Source organism: Microlunatus speluncae, assembly GCF_009299835.1.
Lineage (GTDB): Bacteria > Actinomycetota > Actinomycetes > Propionibacteriales > Propionibacteriaceae > Microlunatus > Microlunatus speluncae.
The window spans coordinates 473,478-488,847 of sequence record NZ_VKCZ01000019.1; the positions used below are offsets into that span (position 1 = coordinate 473,478).

At 69.1% G+C, this 15,370-nt stretch carries 14 protein-coding genes and 1 pseudogene; 13 read left to right on the plus strand and 2 right to left on the minus strand.

The window, feature by feature from the left end; translation table 11 throughout:
• Positions 1 to 63 precede the first annotated feature (63 nt).
• The 7 genes and pseudogenes from FNH24_RS24450 to FNH24_RS24480 all read left to right on the plus strand — a co-directional run.
• Positions 64 to 897 (plus strand): annotated as a pseudogene (locus tag FNH24_RS24450) (ParA family protein); the annotation flags it as partial.
• A complete protein-coding gene (locus FNH24_RS24455) occupies positions 882 to 1,301 on the plus strand; it encodes a cobyrinic acid a,c-diamide synthase (protein ID WP_152364838.1) in 420 nt (139 codons plus the stop codon). The pseudogene FNH24_RS24450 and the gene FNH24_RS24455, both read left to right, overlap by 16 nt.
• The gene (locus tag FNH24_RS24460) at positions 1,298 to 2,272 is read left to right on the plus strand and encodes a segregation and condensation protein A (RefSeq protein WP_425486905.1); all 975 of its coding nucleotides are present in this window, start codon (positions 1,298 to 1,300) and stop codon (positions 2,270 to 2,272) included. The genes FNH24_RS24455 and FNH24_RS24460 overlap by 4 nt, the downstream gene beginning before the upstream one ends.
• A complete protein-coding gene (gene scpB / locus FNH24_RS32595; RefSeq protein WP_343031906.1) occupies positions 2,265 to 3,440 on the plus strand; it encodes an SMC-Scp complex subunit ScpB in 1,176 nt (391 codons plus the stop codon). The genes FNH24_RS24460 and scpB overlap by 8 nt, the downstream gene beginning before the upstream one ends.
• Positions 3,424 to 4,170, plus strand: coding sequence for a pseudouridine synthase (locus FNH24_RS24470; protein WP_425486906.1), 747 nt, complete (start codon positions 3,424 to 3,426; stop codon positions 4,168 to 4,170). The genes scpB and FNH24_RS24470 overlap by 17 nt, the downstream gene beginning before the upstream one ends.
• A gap of 26 nt (positions 4,171 to 4,196) precedes the next feature.
• Positions 4,197 to 5,567, plus strand: a complete 1,371-nt coding sequence (pafA, locus tag FNH24_RS24475) for a Pup--protein ligase (RefSeq protein ID WP_152364840.1) — start codon at positions 4,197 to 4,199, stop codon at positions 5,565 to 5,567.
• Positions 5,568 to 5,689: 122 nt separating this feature from the next.
• Positions 5,690 to 6,697, plus strand: coding sequence for an FKBP-type peptidyl-prolyl cis-trans isomerase (locus tag FNH24_RS24480; RefSeq protein ID WP_246187047.1), 1,008 nt, complete (start codon positions 5,690 to 5,692; stop codon positions 6,695 to 6,697).
• On the opposite strand, the gene gluQRS is transcribed toward FNH24_RS24480, so the two are convergent.
• The gene (gene gluQRS / locus FNH24_RS24485; protein ID WP_152364841.1) at positions 6,678 to 7,571 is read right to left on the minus strand and encodes a tRNA glutamyl-Q(34) synthetase GluQRS; all 894 of its coding nucleotides are present in this window, start codon (positions 7,569 to 7,571) and stop codon (positions 6,678 to 6,680) included. The genes FNH24_RS24480 and gluQRS overlap by 20 nt on opposite strands.
• A 189-nt stretch (positions 7,572 to 7,760) precedes the next feature.
• Between gluQRS and FNH24_RS24490 the strand changes: the two genes are divergently transcribed.
• Positions 7,761 to 8,519 (plus strand): phosphotransferase family protein, encoded by a 759-nt coding sequence (locus FNH24_RS24490; protein WP_161606295.1) that lies wholly within the window; start codon positions 7,761 to 7,763, stop codon positions 8,517 to 8,519.
• Between the two features lie 194 nt (positions 8,520 to 8,713).
• Here FNH24_RS24490 and FNH24_RS24495 read toward each other — a convergent pair whose 3' ends face one another.
• The gene (locus FNH24_RS24495; RefSeq protein WP_152364843.1) at positions 8,714 to 9,733 is read right to left on the minus strand and encodes a LacI family DNA-binding transcriptional regulator; all 1,020 of its coding nucleotides are present in this window, start codon (positions 9,731 to 9,733) and stop codon (positions 8,714 to 8,716) included.
• A 132-nt stretch (positions 9,734 to 9,865) separates the two neighbouring features.
• On the opposite strand from FNH24_RS24495, the gene FNH24_RS24500 reads away from it, so the two are divergent.
• From FNH24_RS24500 to FNH24_RS24520, 5 genes are read left to right on the plus strand one after another with little or no spacing between them, the layout of a single operon-like run.
• Entirely contained in the window at positions 9,866 to 11,194 is a 1,329-nt protein-coding gene (locus FNH24_RS24500) for an ABC transporter substrate-binding protein (RefSeq protein ID WP_152364844.1), read from the plus strand.
• Entirely contained in the window at positions 11,191 to 12,069 is an 879-nt protein-coding gene (locus tag FNH24_RS24505; protein ID WP_246187048.1) for a carbohydrate ABC transporter permease, read from the plus strand. The genes FNH24_RS24500 and FNH24_RS24505 overlap by 4 nt, the downstream gene beginning before the upstream one ends.
• A gap of 6 nt (positions 12,070 to 12,075) precedes the next feature.
• Positions 12,076 to 12,984 carry a carbohydrate ABC transporter permease gene (locus FNH24_RS24510; RefSeq protein WP_246187049.1) on the plus strand — a complete coding sequence of 303 codons (909 nt, stop codon included), beginning with the start codon at positions 12,076 to 12,078 and terminating at the stop codon, positions 12,982 to 12,984.
• The gene (locus tag FNH24_RS24515; RefSeq protein ID WP_161606296.1) at positions 12,981 to 13,826 is read left to right on the plus strand and encodes a DUF6807 domain-containing protein; all 846 of its coding nucleotides are present in this window, start codon (positions 12,981 to 12,983) and stop codon (positions 13,824 to 13,826) included. Before FNH24_RS24510 ends, FNH24_RS24515 begins: the two co-directional genes overlap by 4 nt.
• Positions 13,823 to 15,334 carry a glycoside hydrolase family 43 protein gene (locus tag FNH24_RS24520; RefSeq protein ID WP_152364846.1) on the plus strand — a complete coding sequence of 504 codons (1,512 nt, stop codon included), beginning with the start codon at positions 13,823 to 13,825 and terminating at the stop codon, positions 15,332 to 15,334. Before FNH24_RS24515 ends, FNH24_RS24520 begins: the two co-directional genes overlap by 4 nt.
• Positions 15,335 to 15,370: the final 36 nt, after the last annotated feature.

The following is a 15,370-nucleotide window of genomic DNA, read 5'->3' on the forward strand; positions in this document are numbered from 1 at the left end:
TTCGACGCGCAGCGCAAGGCCGCGGTCGACGGCAAGGGCAACGCCGTCGGCGGCGGGAAGCCCGGCCTGACCGGTCGGCCGTTCCCGGAGTTGCCGCCGATCACGGACTGGCCCCGGACCCGGCCGGCGATGATCATCGCGATGTGCAACCAGAAGGGCGGCGTCGGCAAGACCACGACGACGATCAACCTCGGCGCGGCCTTGGCCGAGGGCGGGATCAAGGTGCTGTTGGTCGACTTCGACCCGCAGGGGTCGCTCTCGGTCGGCCTCGGCGTCAACCCGCACACCCTCGAGCTGAGCGTCTACAACCTCCTGCTCGGCAAGGACACCGAGCCGGACGAGGTGATCTCGGAGACCAACGTGGAGGGTCTCGATGTGCTGCCCAGCAACATCGATCTCTCCGCCGCCGAGGTCCAGCTGGTCTCGGAGGTGGCCCGGGAGCAGACCTTGCTGCGGGTGCTGGAGAAGGTCCGCGACGACTACGACGTGATCTTGATCGACTGCGCGCCGTCGCTCGGACTGTTGACCGTCAACGCGCTCACCGCGGCCGACAAGGTCATCATGCCGCTGGAGTGCGAGTTCTTCGCGCTGCGCGGGATCGCGCTGCTCACCGACACCATCGCCAAGGTGCAGGACCGGCTCAACCCGCGGCTGGAGATCCTCGGCATCCTCGGCACCATGTTCGATCCGCGGACGCTGCACAGCCGCGAGGTGCTGGAGCGGGTGGTGCAGGCGTTCGGTGAGACCGTCTTCCACACCGTGATCCGGCGCACCGTGAAGTTCCCGGAGACGACCGTCGCCGGTGAGCCGATCACGACCTATGCCACGACCTCGCCCGGCGCGGCCGCGTATCGATCGCTGGCCAGGGAGGTGCTGGCTCGATGCCACGTCGGGTGAGCCTGCCCGGGGCGTCGGAACTGTTCCGGCCGACCCGGACGGACCAGCCCGCTCAGCCGGCGACCCGGGATCAGCCGGCCGAGACCAAGATCTCCGAGCTGCGGGAGCCGGCCGTGCGCACCGATCAGGTGACGGCCGTGCATCCGCGGCGGGCGGCGGAGGAGGCCGTGCCGGCCTCCCGTCCGGCGCGCGGATCGGGCCGGGTCCGGCACGAGGAGAAGATCACGGTGTACGTCAGCTCGGAGGAGTTGCTGGCGCTCGAGCAGGCCCGGCTGAACCTACGCGCCCGGCACGGGATGGCGGTGGACCGCGGCCGGATCGTGCGGGAGGCGATCGCCGGCGCGCTGGCCGACTTGGAGCAGCACGGCGACGACTCGGAGCTGATCCGGAGGCTCAGTCGGTGACGCCAGCCCGGGACGAGCTGCTGGAATCCGGGTCGGACACCGAAGGAGCGGAGCGGGCGTCCTTCAGCGTCCACCTGGACAACTTCGAGGGTCCCTTCGATCTACTGCTGCAGCTGATCTCGAAGCACAAGATGGACATCACCGAGGTGTCCCTGTCCAAGGTCACCGTCGAGTTCATCGCCCACATCAAGGCGGCCGGCGACACCTGGGACCTGGAGCAGACGAGCTCGTTCCTGGTGGTGGCCGCGACCCTGCTCGATCTGAAAGCGGCCCGGCTGCTGCCCTCCGGTGAGATCGACGACCCGGAGGATCTGGCACTGCTGGAGGCGCGCGATCTGCTCTTCGCCCGGCTGCTGCAGTACCGCGCGTTCAAGATCGTTTCCGGCTGGATCGCCGAGGTGCTGGTGGAGCAGGGCCGGCGCTATCCGCGCCAGGTCGGGATGGAGCAGCACTTCACCCAGCTGATGCCCGAGGTGACGATCGGCGTCTCGCCGGAACGGTTCGCCGAGCTCGCGGCGAAGGCGATGACGCCCAAGCAGGCCGACGTGCTGTCCCTGGCCCATCTGCACGCGCCCGCGGTGAACGTCCGCGACGAGGCGGTGGTGGTGGTCGACCGGCTGCGGCGGTCCGGCGCGATGACGTTCCGCTCGCTGACCGACGACGCCGCCGACCGGCTGACCGTGGTCTGTCGGTTCCTGGCGCTGCTGGAGCTGTTTCGTGAGGCGGCGGTGGCGTTCGAGCAGCTCACGCCGCTGGGGGAGTTGACCGTACGCTGGACCGGTTCGGCCGACGGCGATCTGACCATCTCCGACGAGTTCGACGTACCGCAGCCGCCGGAGGAGGACGGCCCCGACGGTGAATCCGGAGCGGACGAGCCGGACGATCCGGAGGCCGGCGAACCGGACGGGGAGCCGGGCGGCGAGGACGATCCGCGGGACGACGACGAAGATCAGGAAGGCGATCGTGACTGATCCGAAACTGGATGCCACTCGGCCCCCCGCGGACGGAGAGGCGATCGCCGATCAGCGTGCCACCGAGGAGTGGGACGCGGATGGCGGACCGGACTCGGCCGAGCAGGAGCAGGGCGAGCCACAGGAGCCGGCCGATCAGCAGGACTCCCTGATCGAGGTCCCCAAGACCGAGGACATCCCGGGTGCGCTGGAGGCCCTGCTGTTGTTGGCCGAGGAACCGCTGAGCGAGACGGTGCTGGCCCAGGCCGTGGGCGCGCCGGTGCATGTGGTCGCCGAGACGCTGGCCGAGTTGGTCGCCTTCTACGACGAGACCGGCCGCGGCTTCGAGCTGCGTCAGCTCGGCGGCGGCTGGCGTTACTACACGCGGGCCGAGCACGCCGACCTGATCGCCGGTCATGTCCTGGACGGCGCCCAGTCCCGGCTCTCCCAGGCCGCCCTGGAGACGTTGTCCGTGATCGCGTACCTGCAGCCGCTGTCCCGGTCCCGGGTGTCGGCGATCCGCGGGGTCAACGTCGACGGCGTGATCCGGACCCTGCTGGCCCGCGGTCTGATCGTCGAGGCCGGGGCCGACTCGGAGTCCGGCGCCGTTGTGTTCGCGACCACCGACTACTTCCTGGAGCGGATGGGCCTGTCGTCCCTTGATCAACTGCCCGAGCTGGCGCCGCACCTGCCCGAGGCCAGTGATCTCGAGGCCGAGCTGGCCCAGTTCGCCACGATCAGCCAGGCCGAGGCCGAGCCGGAGCCGGCGCGTGAGCAGGCGGAGCCGGGACTGATCGACTCCGCCGCCGAGGGGTCGGCGGCCGACGATGATCAGCCGGCCGAGTCCGAGTCGGCCGGTTCGCCGATGACCCCGGTGTCCGGCGAATCGCCGGCGACGCCGACCTCGGCCGCGTCGCCCGACTCGGCCGACTCGGCCGATTCCGCGGATTCGCCCGATTCTCCGGATTCGCCCGATTCTCCGGGGTCGGCCGATTCTCCGGGGTCGCCCGCGTCGCCCAGTTCGCCGGACCATCCGGAATCGGATGATCCGGAATCGGAATCCGAGCGGGAAACCGACTCCGGGCAGCACCCGACCGAGGAGCCGACGATGGAACCCGCCGATCTACCGGCAACCGAACCGCGGCGGTCGGTTGACCCCGCCACTGGGCAGGATGCGCGCGATGACTGAGGACGGCGTACGACTCCAGAAGGTGATCGCCGCCGCCGGGATCGCGTCCCGGCGGGCGAGCGAGAACCTGATCCACGAAGGCCGGGTCGAGGTGAACGGCCGGGTGGTGACCGAACAGGGCACTCGGGTCGACCCGGAGAAGGACGTGGTCCGGGTCGACGGCTCCCGAATCCCGCCGCCCCGCCATCACGCGTACGTCGTGATCAACAAGCCGCGCGGTGTCGTCTCGACCATGGACGACCCGGAGGATCGGCGCACCCTGACCGACTACCTGACCGGTCGGCGGGAGCGGCTGTTCCACGTCGGCCGGCTGGACACCGACACCGAAGGGCTGTTGATCCTCACCAACGACGGCGACTTCGCGCACAAGCTGGCGCACCCGTCGTATCAGGTGCCGAAGACCTATCTGGCCGAGGTCGCCGGCGTCGTCAGCCGCGAGACGATCCAGGCGCTGCGGAAGGGAGTGACCCTCGAGGACGGCCCGGTCCGGCCCGATTCGGTCAAGCTCGTTTCCACCGCCGCCGACCGAAGTCTGGTCCGTTTGACGTTGCATGAAGGCAGAAACCGGATCGTCCGCCGTACCATGGAACATGTCGGACATCCGGTCCGCCGGCTCAGCCGGATCGCGATCGGTCCCGTACGACTGGGCCAACTGAAGGTCGGTGAACTACGTGACCTGACAACGGGTGAGCTGGGGGACCTGCTCGACTTGATCAGCAGGGCAGACTGAACTGCAAGCCCGGTGAAGGAGTGCGGATGGATCGCAGGATCTTCGGTCTCGAAACCGAGTACGGCGTGGCATGCACCTCCGGCGGGACCCGGCGACTGACCCCGGACGAGGTGGCCCGCTATCTGTTTCGCCGGGTGGTCACCTGGGGCCGGTCCAGCAATGTCTTTCTCCGCAACGGATCACGGATCTATCTCGATGTCGGCTCGCATCCCGAGTATGCGACGGCGGAGTGCGACGACCTGATCCAGTTGATCGATCATGATTCGGCCGGGATGCGGATCTTGGAGGATCTGATCATCGACGCCGAGCAGCGACTGCTCAGCGAAGGCATCTCCGGCGACATCTATCTGTTCAAGAACAACACCGACAGTCACGGCAATTCGTACGGGTGCCACGAGAACTATTTGATCTCCCGGATCGGTGACTTCTCCAAGATCACCGACGTGCTGGTCCCGTTCCTGGTCTCCCGGCAGTTGATCTGTGGCGCCGGCAAGGTGCTCTACACCGCGCGCGGCGCCGAGTACAGCGTCAGCCAGCGGGCCGAGCACATCTGGGAGAGCGTCTCCTCGGCGACCACCCGGAGCCGGCCGATCATCAACACCCGCGACGAGCCGCACGCCGACCCGGAACGCTACCGCCGGCTGCACGTGATCGTCGGCGACTCCAACATGAGCGAGACCACGACCCTGCTCAAGGTCGGCAGCACCGAGCTGGTGCTGCGACTGATCGAGGCCGGCATCGGGATGCGCGACTTCACCCTGGAGAACCCGATCCGGGCGATCCGCGACATCGCTCGGGACCGGACCGGCCGGACCAAGGTGATGTGCGCCAACGGCCGGTTGATCTCCGCCCTGGAGCTGCAGAGCGAATACTTCGAGAAGGTGTCCGAGTTCGTCCAACGGGACGGGCTGGCGACACCGGCGATCGATCGGGTGCTCGACCTGTGGGAGCGGGCGCTGCGCGCGGTGGCGGAGGACAAGCTGGCCCTGATCGACACCGAGATCGACTGGGCGATCAAGTATCAGCTGCTGGATCGCTACTCGGCCAAGCACAACTTGGATCTGGCCGATCCTCGGATCGCCCAGCTCGACCTCGCGTACCACGACATCCGCCGGGAGCGCGGCATCTTCTCCCTGATGGAACGCCGCGGCACGGTCGCCCGGGTGACCACCGACCCCCGGATCTTCCGGGCCAAGTCGGTGCCGCCACAGACCACCCGGGCCCGGCTGCGCGGTGATTTCATCGCCGCCGCCCAGCAATCCCGCAGCGACTACACCGTCGACTGGGTGCACCTGAAACTCAACGACCAGGCCCAGCGAACCGTCCTCTGCAAGGACCCGTTCGTCTCCGTCGACGAACGCGTCGACCGCCTGATCGCCTCCATGCGCCGCCCCTGACCCCCGTCCACACCGACTTGTAGCGGCTGGGCGCTGTGTGGTCCAGGTCCGATACCGCTCGGCCGGTACAAGTCGGCTCCAGGTGGCGGGTGAGGCACAGTGAGTACGGGTAGGGTTTGCGGGTGCGTTTCTCCCTCAAGTCTGTGCTCGCCGCTGCGGCCGCGGTTTCCGTTCTCGCTCTCGGTGCCTGTGGCACCCCGGATCCGGGTGCGAGCGCGTCCCCGTCCAGCAACCCGAGCGCGGTGCCGAGCAGTTCCGGCACCCCGACCCCGACACCGCAGAAGGTGACGCCGTCGAAGGATCTGTCGGCGGTGAAGGCGTCCGGGGCGTACGGCAAGCAGCCCAAGGTCGACTTCAAGGCGCCGTGGGGGATCGACGAGACCAAGACCCAGGTGATGACCGAGGGCAAGGGCGCGAAGGTGCCCGAGGCCGGCCCGGTCGAGGTGAACTACTACGGTGTCAACGGCCGCACCGGCAAGGTGTTCGACGAGTCGTTCAGCAAGGGCCAGCCGATCGCGTTCGACGTGGACCAGGTGATCGCCGGCTTCAAGAAGGGCCTGGTCGGGCAGAAGCAGGGCAGTCGCGTGGTGATCGCGATGCCGGGCAAGGACGGGTACGACCAGTCCGGTGGCACCCAGGACGGCAGCATCCAGGTCGGTGACACGCTGATCTTCGTGGTCGACATCGTCGCCATCCCGTTGACCGGTCCGCAGGGTGAGGCGGTCAAGCCCGCGGCCGGCCTGCCCACGGTCGCCGACAAGGGCGGCAAGCCGGAGATCACCATCCCCAAGTCCGATCCGCCGAAGGACCTGAAGGCGCAGACGCTGATCAAGGGCACCGGCAAGAAGGTCGCCGAGACCGATCAGGTGACGATCAACTACCGCTGGGTGGCCTGGAAGGACGGCCGGCTGCTGGAGGAGACGTACGGCGCCAAGCCGGCGACCACCGCGCTGTCCGGCCTGCTGCCCGGCATGGTCAAGGGGCTGGCCGGCCAGACCGTCGGCAGCCGGGTGCTGCTGGTCATCCCGCCGTCGCAGGGCTACCCGGACGGCAACGAGAAGCCCAAGGTCGAGAAGGGCGAGACGCTGGTCCTGGTCGTGGATCTGCTGTTCAGCCAGGCCGGCCAGTAATCACCCACGGTTCGCGGGGCAGCCGGGCGACGTCGAACCGGGCCGACAGGTCCATGATCGTCACCGGTTCGCCGGGCTCGGCCAGGGCGAGCGACGCGGCGATCATGGTCAGCGCGGCCGCCGCGTCGACGCCCCGCTCGGCCAGTCGGCTCAGCGTCACCGCCCCGTCCCGCTTGGCCAGTCGTACGCCCTCGGCGTTGACCGCCAGCGGGACGTGGGCATAGGTCGGCACCGGAGCGCCGAGCAGCCGGGTGAGCCGGGCCTGGGCCGGGGTCGCGTCCAGCAGGTCGTCGCCTCGGACCACCTGATCAACCTCCGAATGCGCGTCGTCGACCACGACCGCCAGGTTGTAGGCCGCGCCGCCGTCGTTGCGCCGCAGCACGACGTCGTCGACCATGCCCACCAGTTCGCCGTGCAGCAGGTCGACCGCCGTCTCGGTGGCGCCGCCGCGGAGCCGGATGGCCGGTGACCGGGTCTTCCGCCGCTCCGCCCGCTCCGCCTCGGTCAGCTCCCGGCAGGTGCCCGGATAGCGGCCCGGCGTCCGGTGTGGCGCCGACGCGGCCTCGGCGATCTCGCGTCGGGTGCAGAAGCACTCGAACGTGTCGGCGGTCAGGCCGGCCAACGCCTCGTCGTAGCGGTCGCGTCGCGTCGACTGGACCAGCGGCTCGCCGTCGAACGTGATCCCCAACGCGGCCAGATCCCCGGCCTGCTGCTCGGCGTACCCGGGCCGGACCCGGCTCTGATCGAGATCCTCGATCCGGAGCAGGAAGTCTCGCCCGCTCGACCGCGCGAACAGCCACGCCAGCACCGCCGTCCGCAGGTTGCCCAGATGCAACTCACCGGTCGGGCTGGGGGCATAACGGCCGGCGGACACGGCGACGACTCTAGATCAGCGAGCGGCACTGTCGCGAAATCTCTTGGTGCGGGGACCTGGCCGCCATTTTCACGTTGTAACCTTCGGAACGCAGTGATTCCGCGACAACCTCTCCTCAACCGCCTCGGCCTAGCGGCGGGAACCCAGGCCGAGGTCATCCGGGAGCGTCACGGTCATTCGGTCCTGCGGTTGCGGTCGGACGGCGAGTCCTTCGTGCTCAAGCTCTGGCCGAACGCTGAGTCGGCCGGCGAGATCGCGGCCTATCGGCTGCTGGGGCAGCTCGGAGTGCCGACGATCCGGGTGCTCGGGACGACCGAATCGGCGCTGCTGCTGGAGGATCTCGCCACCAGTCCTCGCTGGCGGCTGGCCGTCGACGACGATCTTGACCGGCCGGGGGCGGTCGAGGGCCTCGCGGACTGGTACCGGCGGCTGCACGCAGCCGGGGCGACACCGGAGGCCGGCCTGGCCGACCTGCCGGGGGAGTACGACGGCCTCTCGGTCGAGGCGCTGCGCCGGACCGGCGCATTCCTCGACCTCGGCCGGGAGTCGGCCTGGGCCCGGGCGACGGCGGAGCTCGGGCGGTTGCTGGACGCGAACCGCCGGCTGCCGCAAACCCTGATCTACCACGACTTCCACGTCAGCAACGTGGCGGTGGCCCGGACCGGCCCACCGGCCGCGGTCATGATCGACTTCCATCTGCTGCGGTCCGGCACCCGCGCCGGCGACCTGCGCAACGTGACCAGCCAGCTCGGTCCGGCGGCTCGTCGGATCTTCCGCGAGCGCTACGGACCGATCACCAGGTCGGAGACGATCATCGACGCGCCGCTGGCCACGATCGGTGCCCTGTGCGGCGTCGATCCGAGCCTGCCGCGGCTGCCGCGCTGGGCCCGGGCGCTGCGGGACGAGGTGCTGGACGGAACTCTTGATCACCAGCTCGACTCGGCCTAGTGGTGTGGTCAGGAAGTTGTGTGGCGTTTGCCGGTGTTCAGGTGCGTGCATCGCCAGGCCGACGAGGAAGACATATCGGGTCATAGATCGACTGAGGAGAACGCAGCGAGGTGCGTGCCTGGGCGCCGGCAAACGTCACACAACTTCCTGACCACGCCACTAGCACTGCGCTGAGCCGCGGCGCCCGGCGGTGATCAGTCCGGCTCGGCCGGGCCGGTGCTGCTGCGCACCCGGAGGGTCATCGGCAGCCGCACTCCCTGGCGCAGCTCGGTGAACCGCTGCGGCGTCGGCCCGAGGATGTAATCGAGGGTCTGCTCGGCGATCGCGCCGAGCGGTGACGCCAGGGTGGTGACCGGCGGGACGAAGCGTGCCGCCTCGGGGATGTCGTCGAAGCCGACCACGCTCAGCTGGTCGGGGATCCGCAGCCCGGCCCCCAGTGCGGCGGCCAGCAGTCGGGTGGCCAGGTCGTCGTGCGAGGCGACGATCGCGGTCGGCGGGTCGGGGCGATCCAGCAACCGGCGCAGGGCCGCAGCCGCGCCCGCGGCGGACGAGTCGCAGCGCTCCACCGGCCCGGCGGCCAGCCCCGCCGCTGCCAGTTGATCATGGAAGCCGAGCTCCCGCTCCACGCCGGCCAGGGCGCTGATCGAGTTGATGAAGGCCAACCGCCGGTGACCCAGCGTGATCAGGTGGTCGGTCGCGGTGCGTGCCGCGGCTCGGTGATCGGCGGTGATCCAGGGTGTGTCGGACTGCGGCAGATGGGCCGGATCGATCAGCAGATACGGCAGCGCGTTCTCCTCCAGCCAAGCCGTCTCACGGTCGGCCAGATCGATCACGGCGAGCACCACCCCGCGGGACTGCCGGCGGGAGATCAGCGCCAGCCAGTTCGCGCCGGCATCGCGGTTGGTCAACACGATCGACACCGACCGCTGCGCCGCGGCCTCGTCCAGCGCCCGGAACAGCGCGGCCAGATAGGGCGACTTGAAGTTCGGCACCACCAGATCGACCAGTTGCGGCGTGCGCCGGTCGACGAGCTTGATCTCGTACCCGGCCGCCTCCAGCAGCGGCTGCACCCGCTGCCGGGCCTCCGGCGACACGTTGGCGCGGGCGTTCAGCACCCGGGAGACCGTCGAGACCGACACCCCGGCCCGCCGCGCGATGGTCTCCAGCTTGGCGGCGGCCGACTTCGCCGAGACCGGTTGCCGTCGCCTCGTCATCGGACCTCCACGCCCCCAGCGTACGGGCTGCACCGTGGAATTTGCATGATCTTGACCCGTCCCCGAAACCCTTTGTAGAAATCGGTTACCGAGGCCGACGGCGGCCCGGAGCGATGAGAGAGGAACGGGTCGATGACGACTGACGCGGCAATGATGGGGCTGTCCCGACGTTCCTTGCTTCGGCTGACCGCGGGGGCCGGCCTGGTGGCGCTGGCCGGCACCGGCTGCAACCGGTTCGGCGGCGGCAGTCCGGAGGCATCCCAGGGCGAGATCAACTTCGTCTGGTGGGGCGACGCGGCCCGGGCGAAATCGACCGAGGCGCTGCTCGACCTGTTCAAGCAGCAGCACGCCGGCGTGACCCTGCGCACCGAATACCAGGACAGCGGCCCGTACGCGGACAAGCTGGCCACCCGGTTCGCCGCGGGCGACGTGCCGGACCTGTTCGCCCAGCGCCGCGACTCGCTGCGCGAGTACGCCGATCGCGGCGCGCTGCTCAACCTGCGCGACCACCTGGACGTGCTCAAGCTCGACGGCGTGCCCGAGACGATCCAGCAGATCGGTGTCGTCGGGGATGCGATGTACGGCATCCCGGCGGGACTGAACGCCGTCGGCTTCGTGATCAACAAGACGTTGACCGACAAGTACGAGGTGGAGATCCCCGACGGCGACACCTGGTCCTGGGACGACTACTTCGCGATGGCGGCGAAGATCACCAAGGCGAGCGACAAGAAGGTGTACGGCGGCGACGTCGACTTCGGCACGCTGCAGAACGTCGTGGTCTTCGTCCGGCAGACCGGCGAGGAGCTCTACAACCCCGACGACACCCTCGGCGTCTCGACCGAGACCATGCGGGCCTGGTTCACCCTGTCGGTCGAACAGCGCAAGACCGGGGCCCTGCCACCCGCCGGCTTCATCGAATCCCTCGGCGGCGGCGCCGAGCAGTCCCCGCTGGCCAAGGGAACCGTTGCGTCGCAGGTGATCCCGACCAACAACATGAAGGCCAACAACCGGGCAGCCGGCGGTAACCTGCAGCTCAATCGGATCCCGGGCGAGGTGCAGGGCAAGCGGCGCGGCATGTCGATCGACACCGCCATGTACTGGTCGGTCGGCACCAAGTCCAAGAACATCGACGGCGGGCTCGCCCTGCTCGACTTCATCACCAACAGCGTCGACGGTAATAAGGCGGTGGGACCGACGCGGGGCGTGCCGGCCAGCGCCACCGTGGCCGAGGCGATCCTGGACTCGTTGGACCCGGACGACCGGACCTCGGTCGACTACATCACCGGACTGAGCAAGGAGCAGCTGCCCGAGTCCCGACCGGACCCGGTGGGCGGCTCGGAGATCGCCGACGTGATCGCCAACCTGGCGACCGAGGTGATGTTCGAGCGGGTCTCTCCGGCGGATGCCGCCCAGCAGTTCACCAGCCAGGCCGCGAAGATCCTGAAGGACAAGAACCAGTGAGGCGTGGCCCGCGCCGGGACTGGTCGGGGTACGTGTTCCTGCTGCCCTGGTTCGTCGGGATGCTGTTCACCGTGATCCCGTTCGGGGCCTCGCTCTATCTGTCGTTCACCGACTACAACCTGCTCAACGCACCGCGCTGGGTCGGCCTGGACAACGTCGTCGCGATGATCAACGACGAGCGGTTGCGGTCCTCGCTGGTGGTGACGTTCGTCTACACCTTCGTCAGCGTCCCGTTGTCGCTGCTGGCGGCGCTGGTCGTCGCACTGCTGCTGAACAAGGGGATCCGTGGGCTGCCCGTCTATCGCGCGGTCTTCTATCTGCCGTCCCTGCTCGGCGGCAGCGTGGCGATCGTGATGCTCTGGCGGCAGGTCTTCGGCACCGACGGAATCGTCAACGGTGTCCTCGGCCTGGCCGGGATCGAAGGCCCGAGCTGGGTGTCGGACCCGAACACCGCCCTGTCGGTCCTGATCATGCTCAACATCTGGACTTTCGGGGCGCCGATGGTGATCTTCCTGGCCGGGCTGCGCCAGGTGCCGCTGATGTACTACGAGGCGGCGGCGGTCGACGGGGCGTCGCGCTGGCACCAGTTCCGGTCGATCACGCTGCCGTTGATCAGCCCGATCATCTTCTTCAACCTGGTGCTGTCCATGATCGGCTCGCTGCAGACCTTCACCCAGGGGTACGTGATGAGTAACGGATCCGGCGGGCCGGCGAACTCGACCCTGTTCTACAACCTGTATCTCTACATCCAGGGCTTCAACCAGTTCAACATGGGCTACGCCTCGGCGATGGCCTGGCTGCTGTTGATCATCGTCGCCGTCTTCACCGGCATCAACTTCCTGGCCCAGCGCTACTGGGTCTTCTACGAGAGCTGAGCTGCCATGTCCACGATCATGATCAAGGAGCCGCGGGCGCAGACCCGCCGGCCGGACACCGACCTGGCTCACGTCGAGCGGTTGGGCAGCACCCGGGGCACTCGGTTCTTCCGGCACGTGCTGCTCTGTGCCATCGGTGCGGTGATGATGTATCCGCTGCTCTGGATGCTGTCCAGCTCGTTCAAGCCGGACACGGAGATCTTCACCAACCTCGGGCTGTGGTCCACCGACTGGCGGCTGGACAACTATCTGGCCGGCTGGAACGCGCTGCAGTATCCGTTCGATCTCTATCTGGTGAACTCGTTGATCATCGCGGCACTGACCATCGTCGGCAATCTGCTGTCCTGTGCGATGGCGGCGTACGCGTTCTCCCGGCTCGACTTCCCGGGTCGCAAGTTCTTCTTCGCCCTGATGCTCGGCACGCTGATGCTGCCCGGGCACGTGCTGCTGATCCCGCAGTACATCCTGTTCTCCCAGTTGGGCTGGCTGAACACCTACCTGCCGCTGGTGGTGCCCAACTTCCTGGCCAGCAACGCGTTCTTCATCTTCCTGATGGTGCAGTTCATGCGGGCGCTGCCGCGGGAGCTCGACGACGCGGCGCGGCTGGACGGCTGCGGCTCGTTCCGTACCTTCTGGCGGATCATCGTGCCGCTGTGCACCCCGGCGTTCGCGACCACCGCGATCTTCACCTTCATCTCCAGCTGGAACGAGTTCTTCTCCCCGCTGCTCTACCTGACCGACTCCGAGCTGTACACGGTGCCGCTGGCACTGCGCCAGTTCATCGACTCTGAGGGGCAGAGCTCCTGGGGCCAGATGTTCGCCATGTCGGTGGTGTCGCTGGCGCCGATCATCGGCTTCTTCATCGCCGGCCAGAAGTATCTGGTGAAGGGCATCGCGACGACGGGACTCAAGTGAGCGGATCGGCGACGAGCTCGTTGATCATCGACGGTGCGACGGTGGCCGACTACCGGCCGGGCGACGACCTGCCCGAGGTCCTGTCGCCGCGCCCGTCCCTGCATCCGGTCCGCACCCGGTCGGGGCTGGTGCTGACCGGTGAACAGCCGGCCGACCACCGGCACCACCTGGGTCTCTCGCTGGCCGTGGCCGATGTCGACGGGACCGACTTCTGGGGCGGCCGGACCTACGTCCGGGGCCGCGGATCGGTGCCGCTGGACAACCACGGCCGCCAGCGTCGCCGGATGATCACGGCCGGGCCGGACCGGATCGAGGAGGAGCTGGCCTGGACCGATCCGGCCGGCGCGGAGTTGATCACCGAACAGCGGACGATCAGCGCCCGGCCGCTTGATCACGACGGCTGGGTGTTGCACTGGGCCAGCGAACTGCGGGCGCGGCGGGCGCTGCGGATCGCCTCACCCGCGGTCAACGGCCGACCCGGCGCCGGTTACGGCGGCATCTTCTGGCGCTTCCCGGCCGACGGGCGGACCGAGGTGAGCAGCCCGCTGGGCGATGGCGCCGACGTGATCCACGGCCACCGGGCCACCTGGCTGGTGGTCCGGCACGCCGGCCCGGACGGCCGGTCCGGCACGGTGGTGCTGAGCGAGCCGGGCAGTCGCGATCCGTGGTTCGTCCGGGACAGCGGCTATGTGGGCTGCGGGCCGGCTCCCGCGACCGAAGCGCCGCTGCGACTGCGGATCGACGAACGCCTCCACTGCCGATTGACCTGCGTGATCATCGACGGCTGGCACACCGACCCCGAGTTCCTGATCAGGTCGGTCGTCCGGGCGGGCGAAGCATGATCAACTATCACAACCCGATCCTGGACGCCGACTGGCCCGACCCGGACGTGATCAGGGTCGGCGACACCTTCTATCTGGTGGCATCGAGCTTCAACCGGGCGCCGGGCCTGCCGTTGCTCACCTCGACCGATCTGGTGCACTGGCGGCCGATCGGGCACGCCCTGCCCGCCGTGCCGCCGTACGATCACTACCGGCTGCCGCGGCACGGGTCCGGCGTCTGGGCCCCGGCGCTGCGGCACCACGCCGGCCGGTTCTGGATCTTCTATCCCGACCCCGATCACGGGATCTTCATGATCAACGCCGAGCGGGCCGAGGGTCCCTGGTCGGCTCCGCACCTGGTCTATCCCGGCCGGGGTCTGATCGATCCGTGCCCGCTGTGGGACGACGACGGCCGGGCCTATCTGGTGCACGGCTGGGCCAAGAGCCGGGCCGGGATCAACAACCGGCTGTCGGTGTGTCCGCTGGCCCCGGACGGGACGACGGTGCTCGGCCCGAGCCGGACGGTGATCGACGGTGATCAACTTCCCGGTTACCGGACACTGGAGGGACCGAAGTTCTACCGCCGCGACGGCTGGTACTGGATCTTCGCTCCGGCCGGTGGGGTGGCGGACGGCTGGCAGTCGGTGTTCCGGTCCCGGTCGGTCTGGGGTCCGTATCAAGATCGAATCGTGCTGGCCCGGGGCAGCACCGACATCAACGGCCCGCACCAGGGCGCCTGGGTCGACACCCCGGCGGGCGAGGACTGGTTCGTGCACTTCTCCGACCGGGGCCCGTACGGCCGGGTGGTGCATCTGCAACCGTTGCGCTGGGCTGCCGACGGCTGGCCCGAGCTGGGCCGGCCGACCGGGTCCGGACCGGGCGAGCCGGTCCGGCAGCATCCGATGCCGCGCCCATCGGCGGCCGGCAGCGACGAGCCGAGCCGGACCGACGATTTCACCGGCACCACGCTGGGCCCGCAGTGGCACTGGCAGGCCAACCCGGCCGACGACTGGGCCGAGCTGCGCGGCGACGGCCTGCTCTTGCTGCCCGTGCTGGGCGACGACCCCGGCAACCTGCGCGACCTGCCCCGAGTGCTCGGCCAGACCCTGCCCGGCCGGCCCAGCAGCACCACGGTCGAGCTGCACCTCGACCCGGATCAGCCGGGCGCCCGGGCCGGGCTGGTCGTGCTGGGGGAGCGCTACGCGTGGATCGGCCTGGAGATCGGCCCGGACGGACCACGTCTGGTCTGCCGGCAAGGCGGGCCGAGCCCGATCGAGGAGCCGCTGGCCGCGCCGGAGCCGCTCCCCGGCGATCGCGTCTCGATCCGGGTCGACTGCGCCGAGGACGCCACGTGCCGCTTCGCCTGGCGCCCCGGAGCCGAGCCGTGGCGCCGGTCGGACATAACCTTCACCGCCACCGCCGGCCGCTGGATCGGCGCCGAACTCGGCCTCTTCGCCACGGCCCCGTTCGGCTCCGGCCGCTCCGGGACCGCACACTTCGGCCAATTCACGGTGACCTTGTCCAGTTGAGGCGGTGGGACGCTGGAATGTTCGTTCCCTGAGCCT

Coding starts and splice junctions, on each gene's coding strand:
- FNH24_RS24455 (WP_152364838.1), top strand. CDS start 882: ATGCCACGTCGGGTGAGCCTGCCCGGGGCGTCGGAACTGTTCCGGCCG.
- FNH24_RS24470 (WP_425486906.1), top strand. CDS start 3,424: ATGCGCGCGATGACTGAGGACGGCGTACGACTCCAGAAGGTGATCGCC.
- pafA (WP_152364840.1), top strand. CDS start 4,197: ATGGATCGCAGGATCTTCGGTCTCGAAACCGAGTACGGCGTGGCATGC.
- FNH24_RS24495 (WP_152364843.1), bottom strand. CDS start 9,733: ATGACGAGGCGACGGCAACCGGTCTCGGCGAAGTCGGCCGCCGCCAAG.
- FNH24_RS24500 (WP_152364844.1), top strand. CDS start 9,866: ATGACGACTGACGCGGCAATGATGGGGCTGTCCCGACGTTCCTTGCTT.
- FNH24_RS24510 (WP_246187049.1), top strand. CDS start 12,076: ATGTCCACGATCATGATCAAGGAGCCGCGGGCGCAGACCCGCCGGCCG.
- FNH24_RS24520 (WP_152364846.1), top strand. CDS start 13,823: ATGATCAACTATCACAACCCGATCCTGGACGCCGACTGGCCCGACCCG.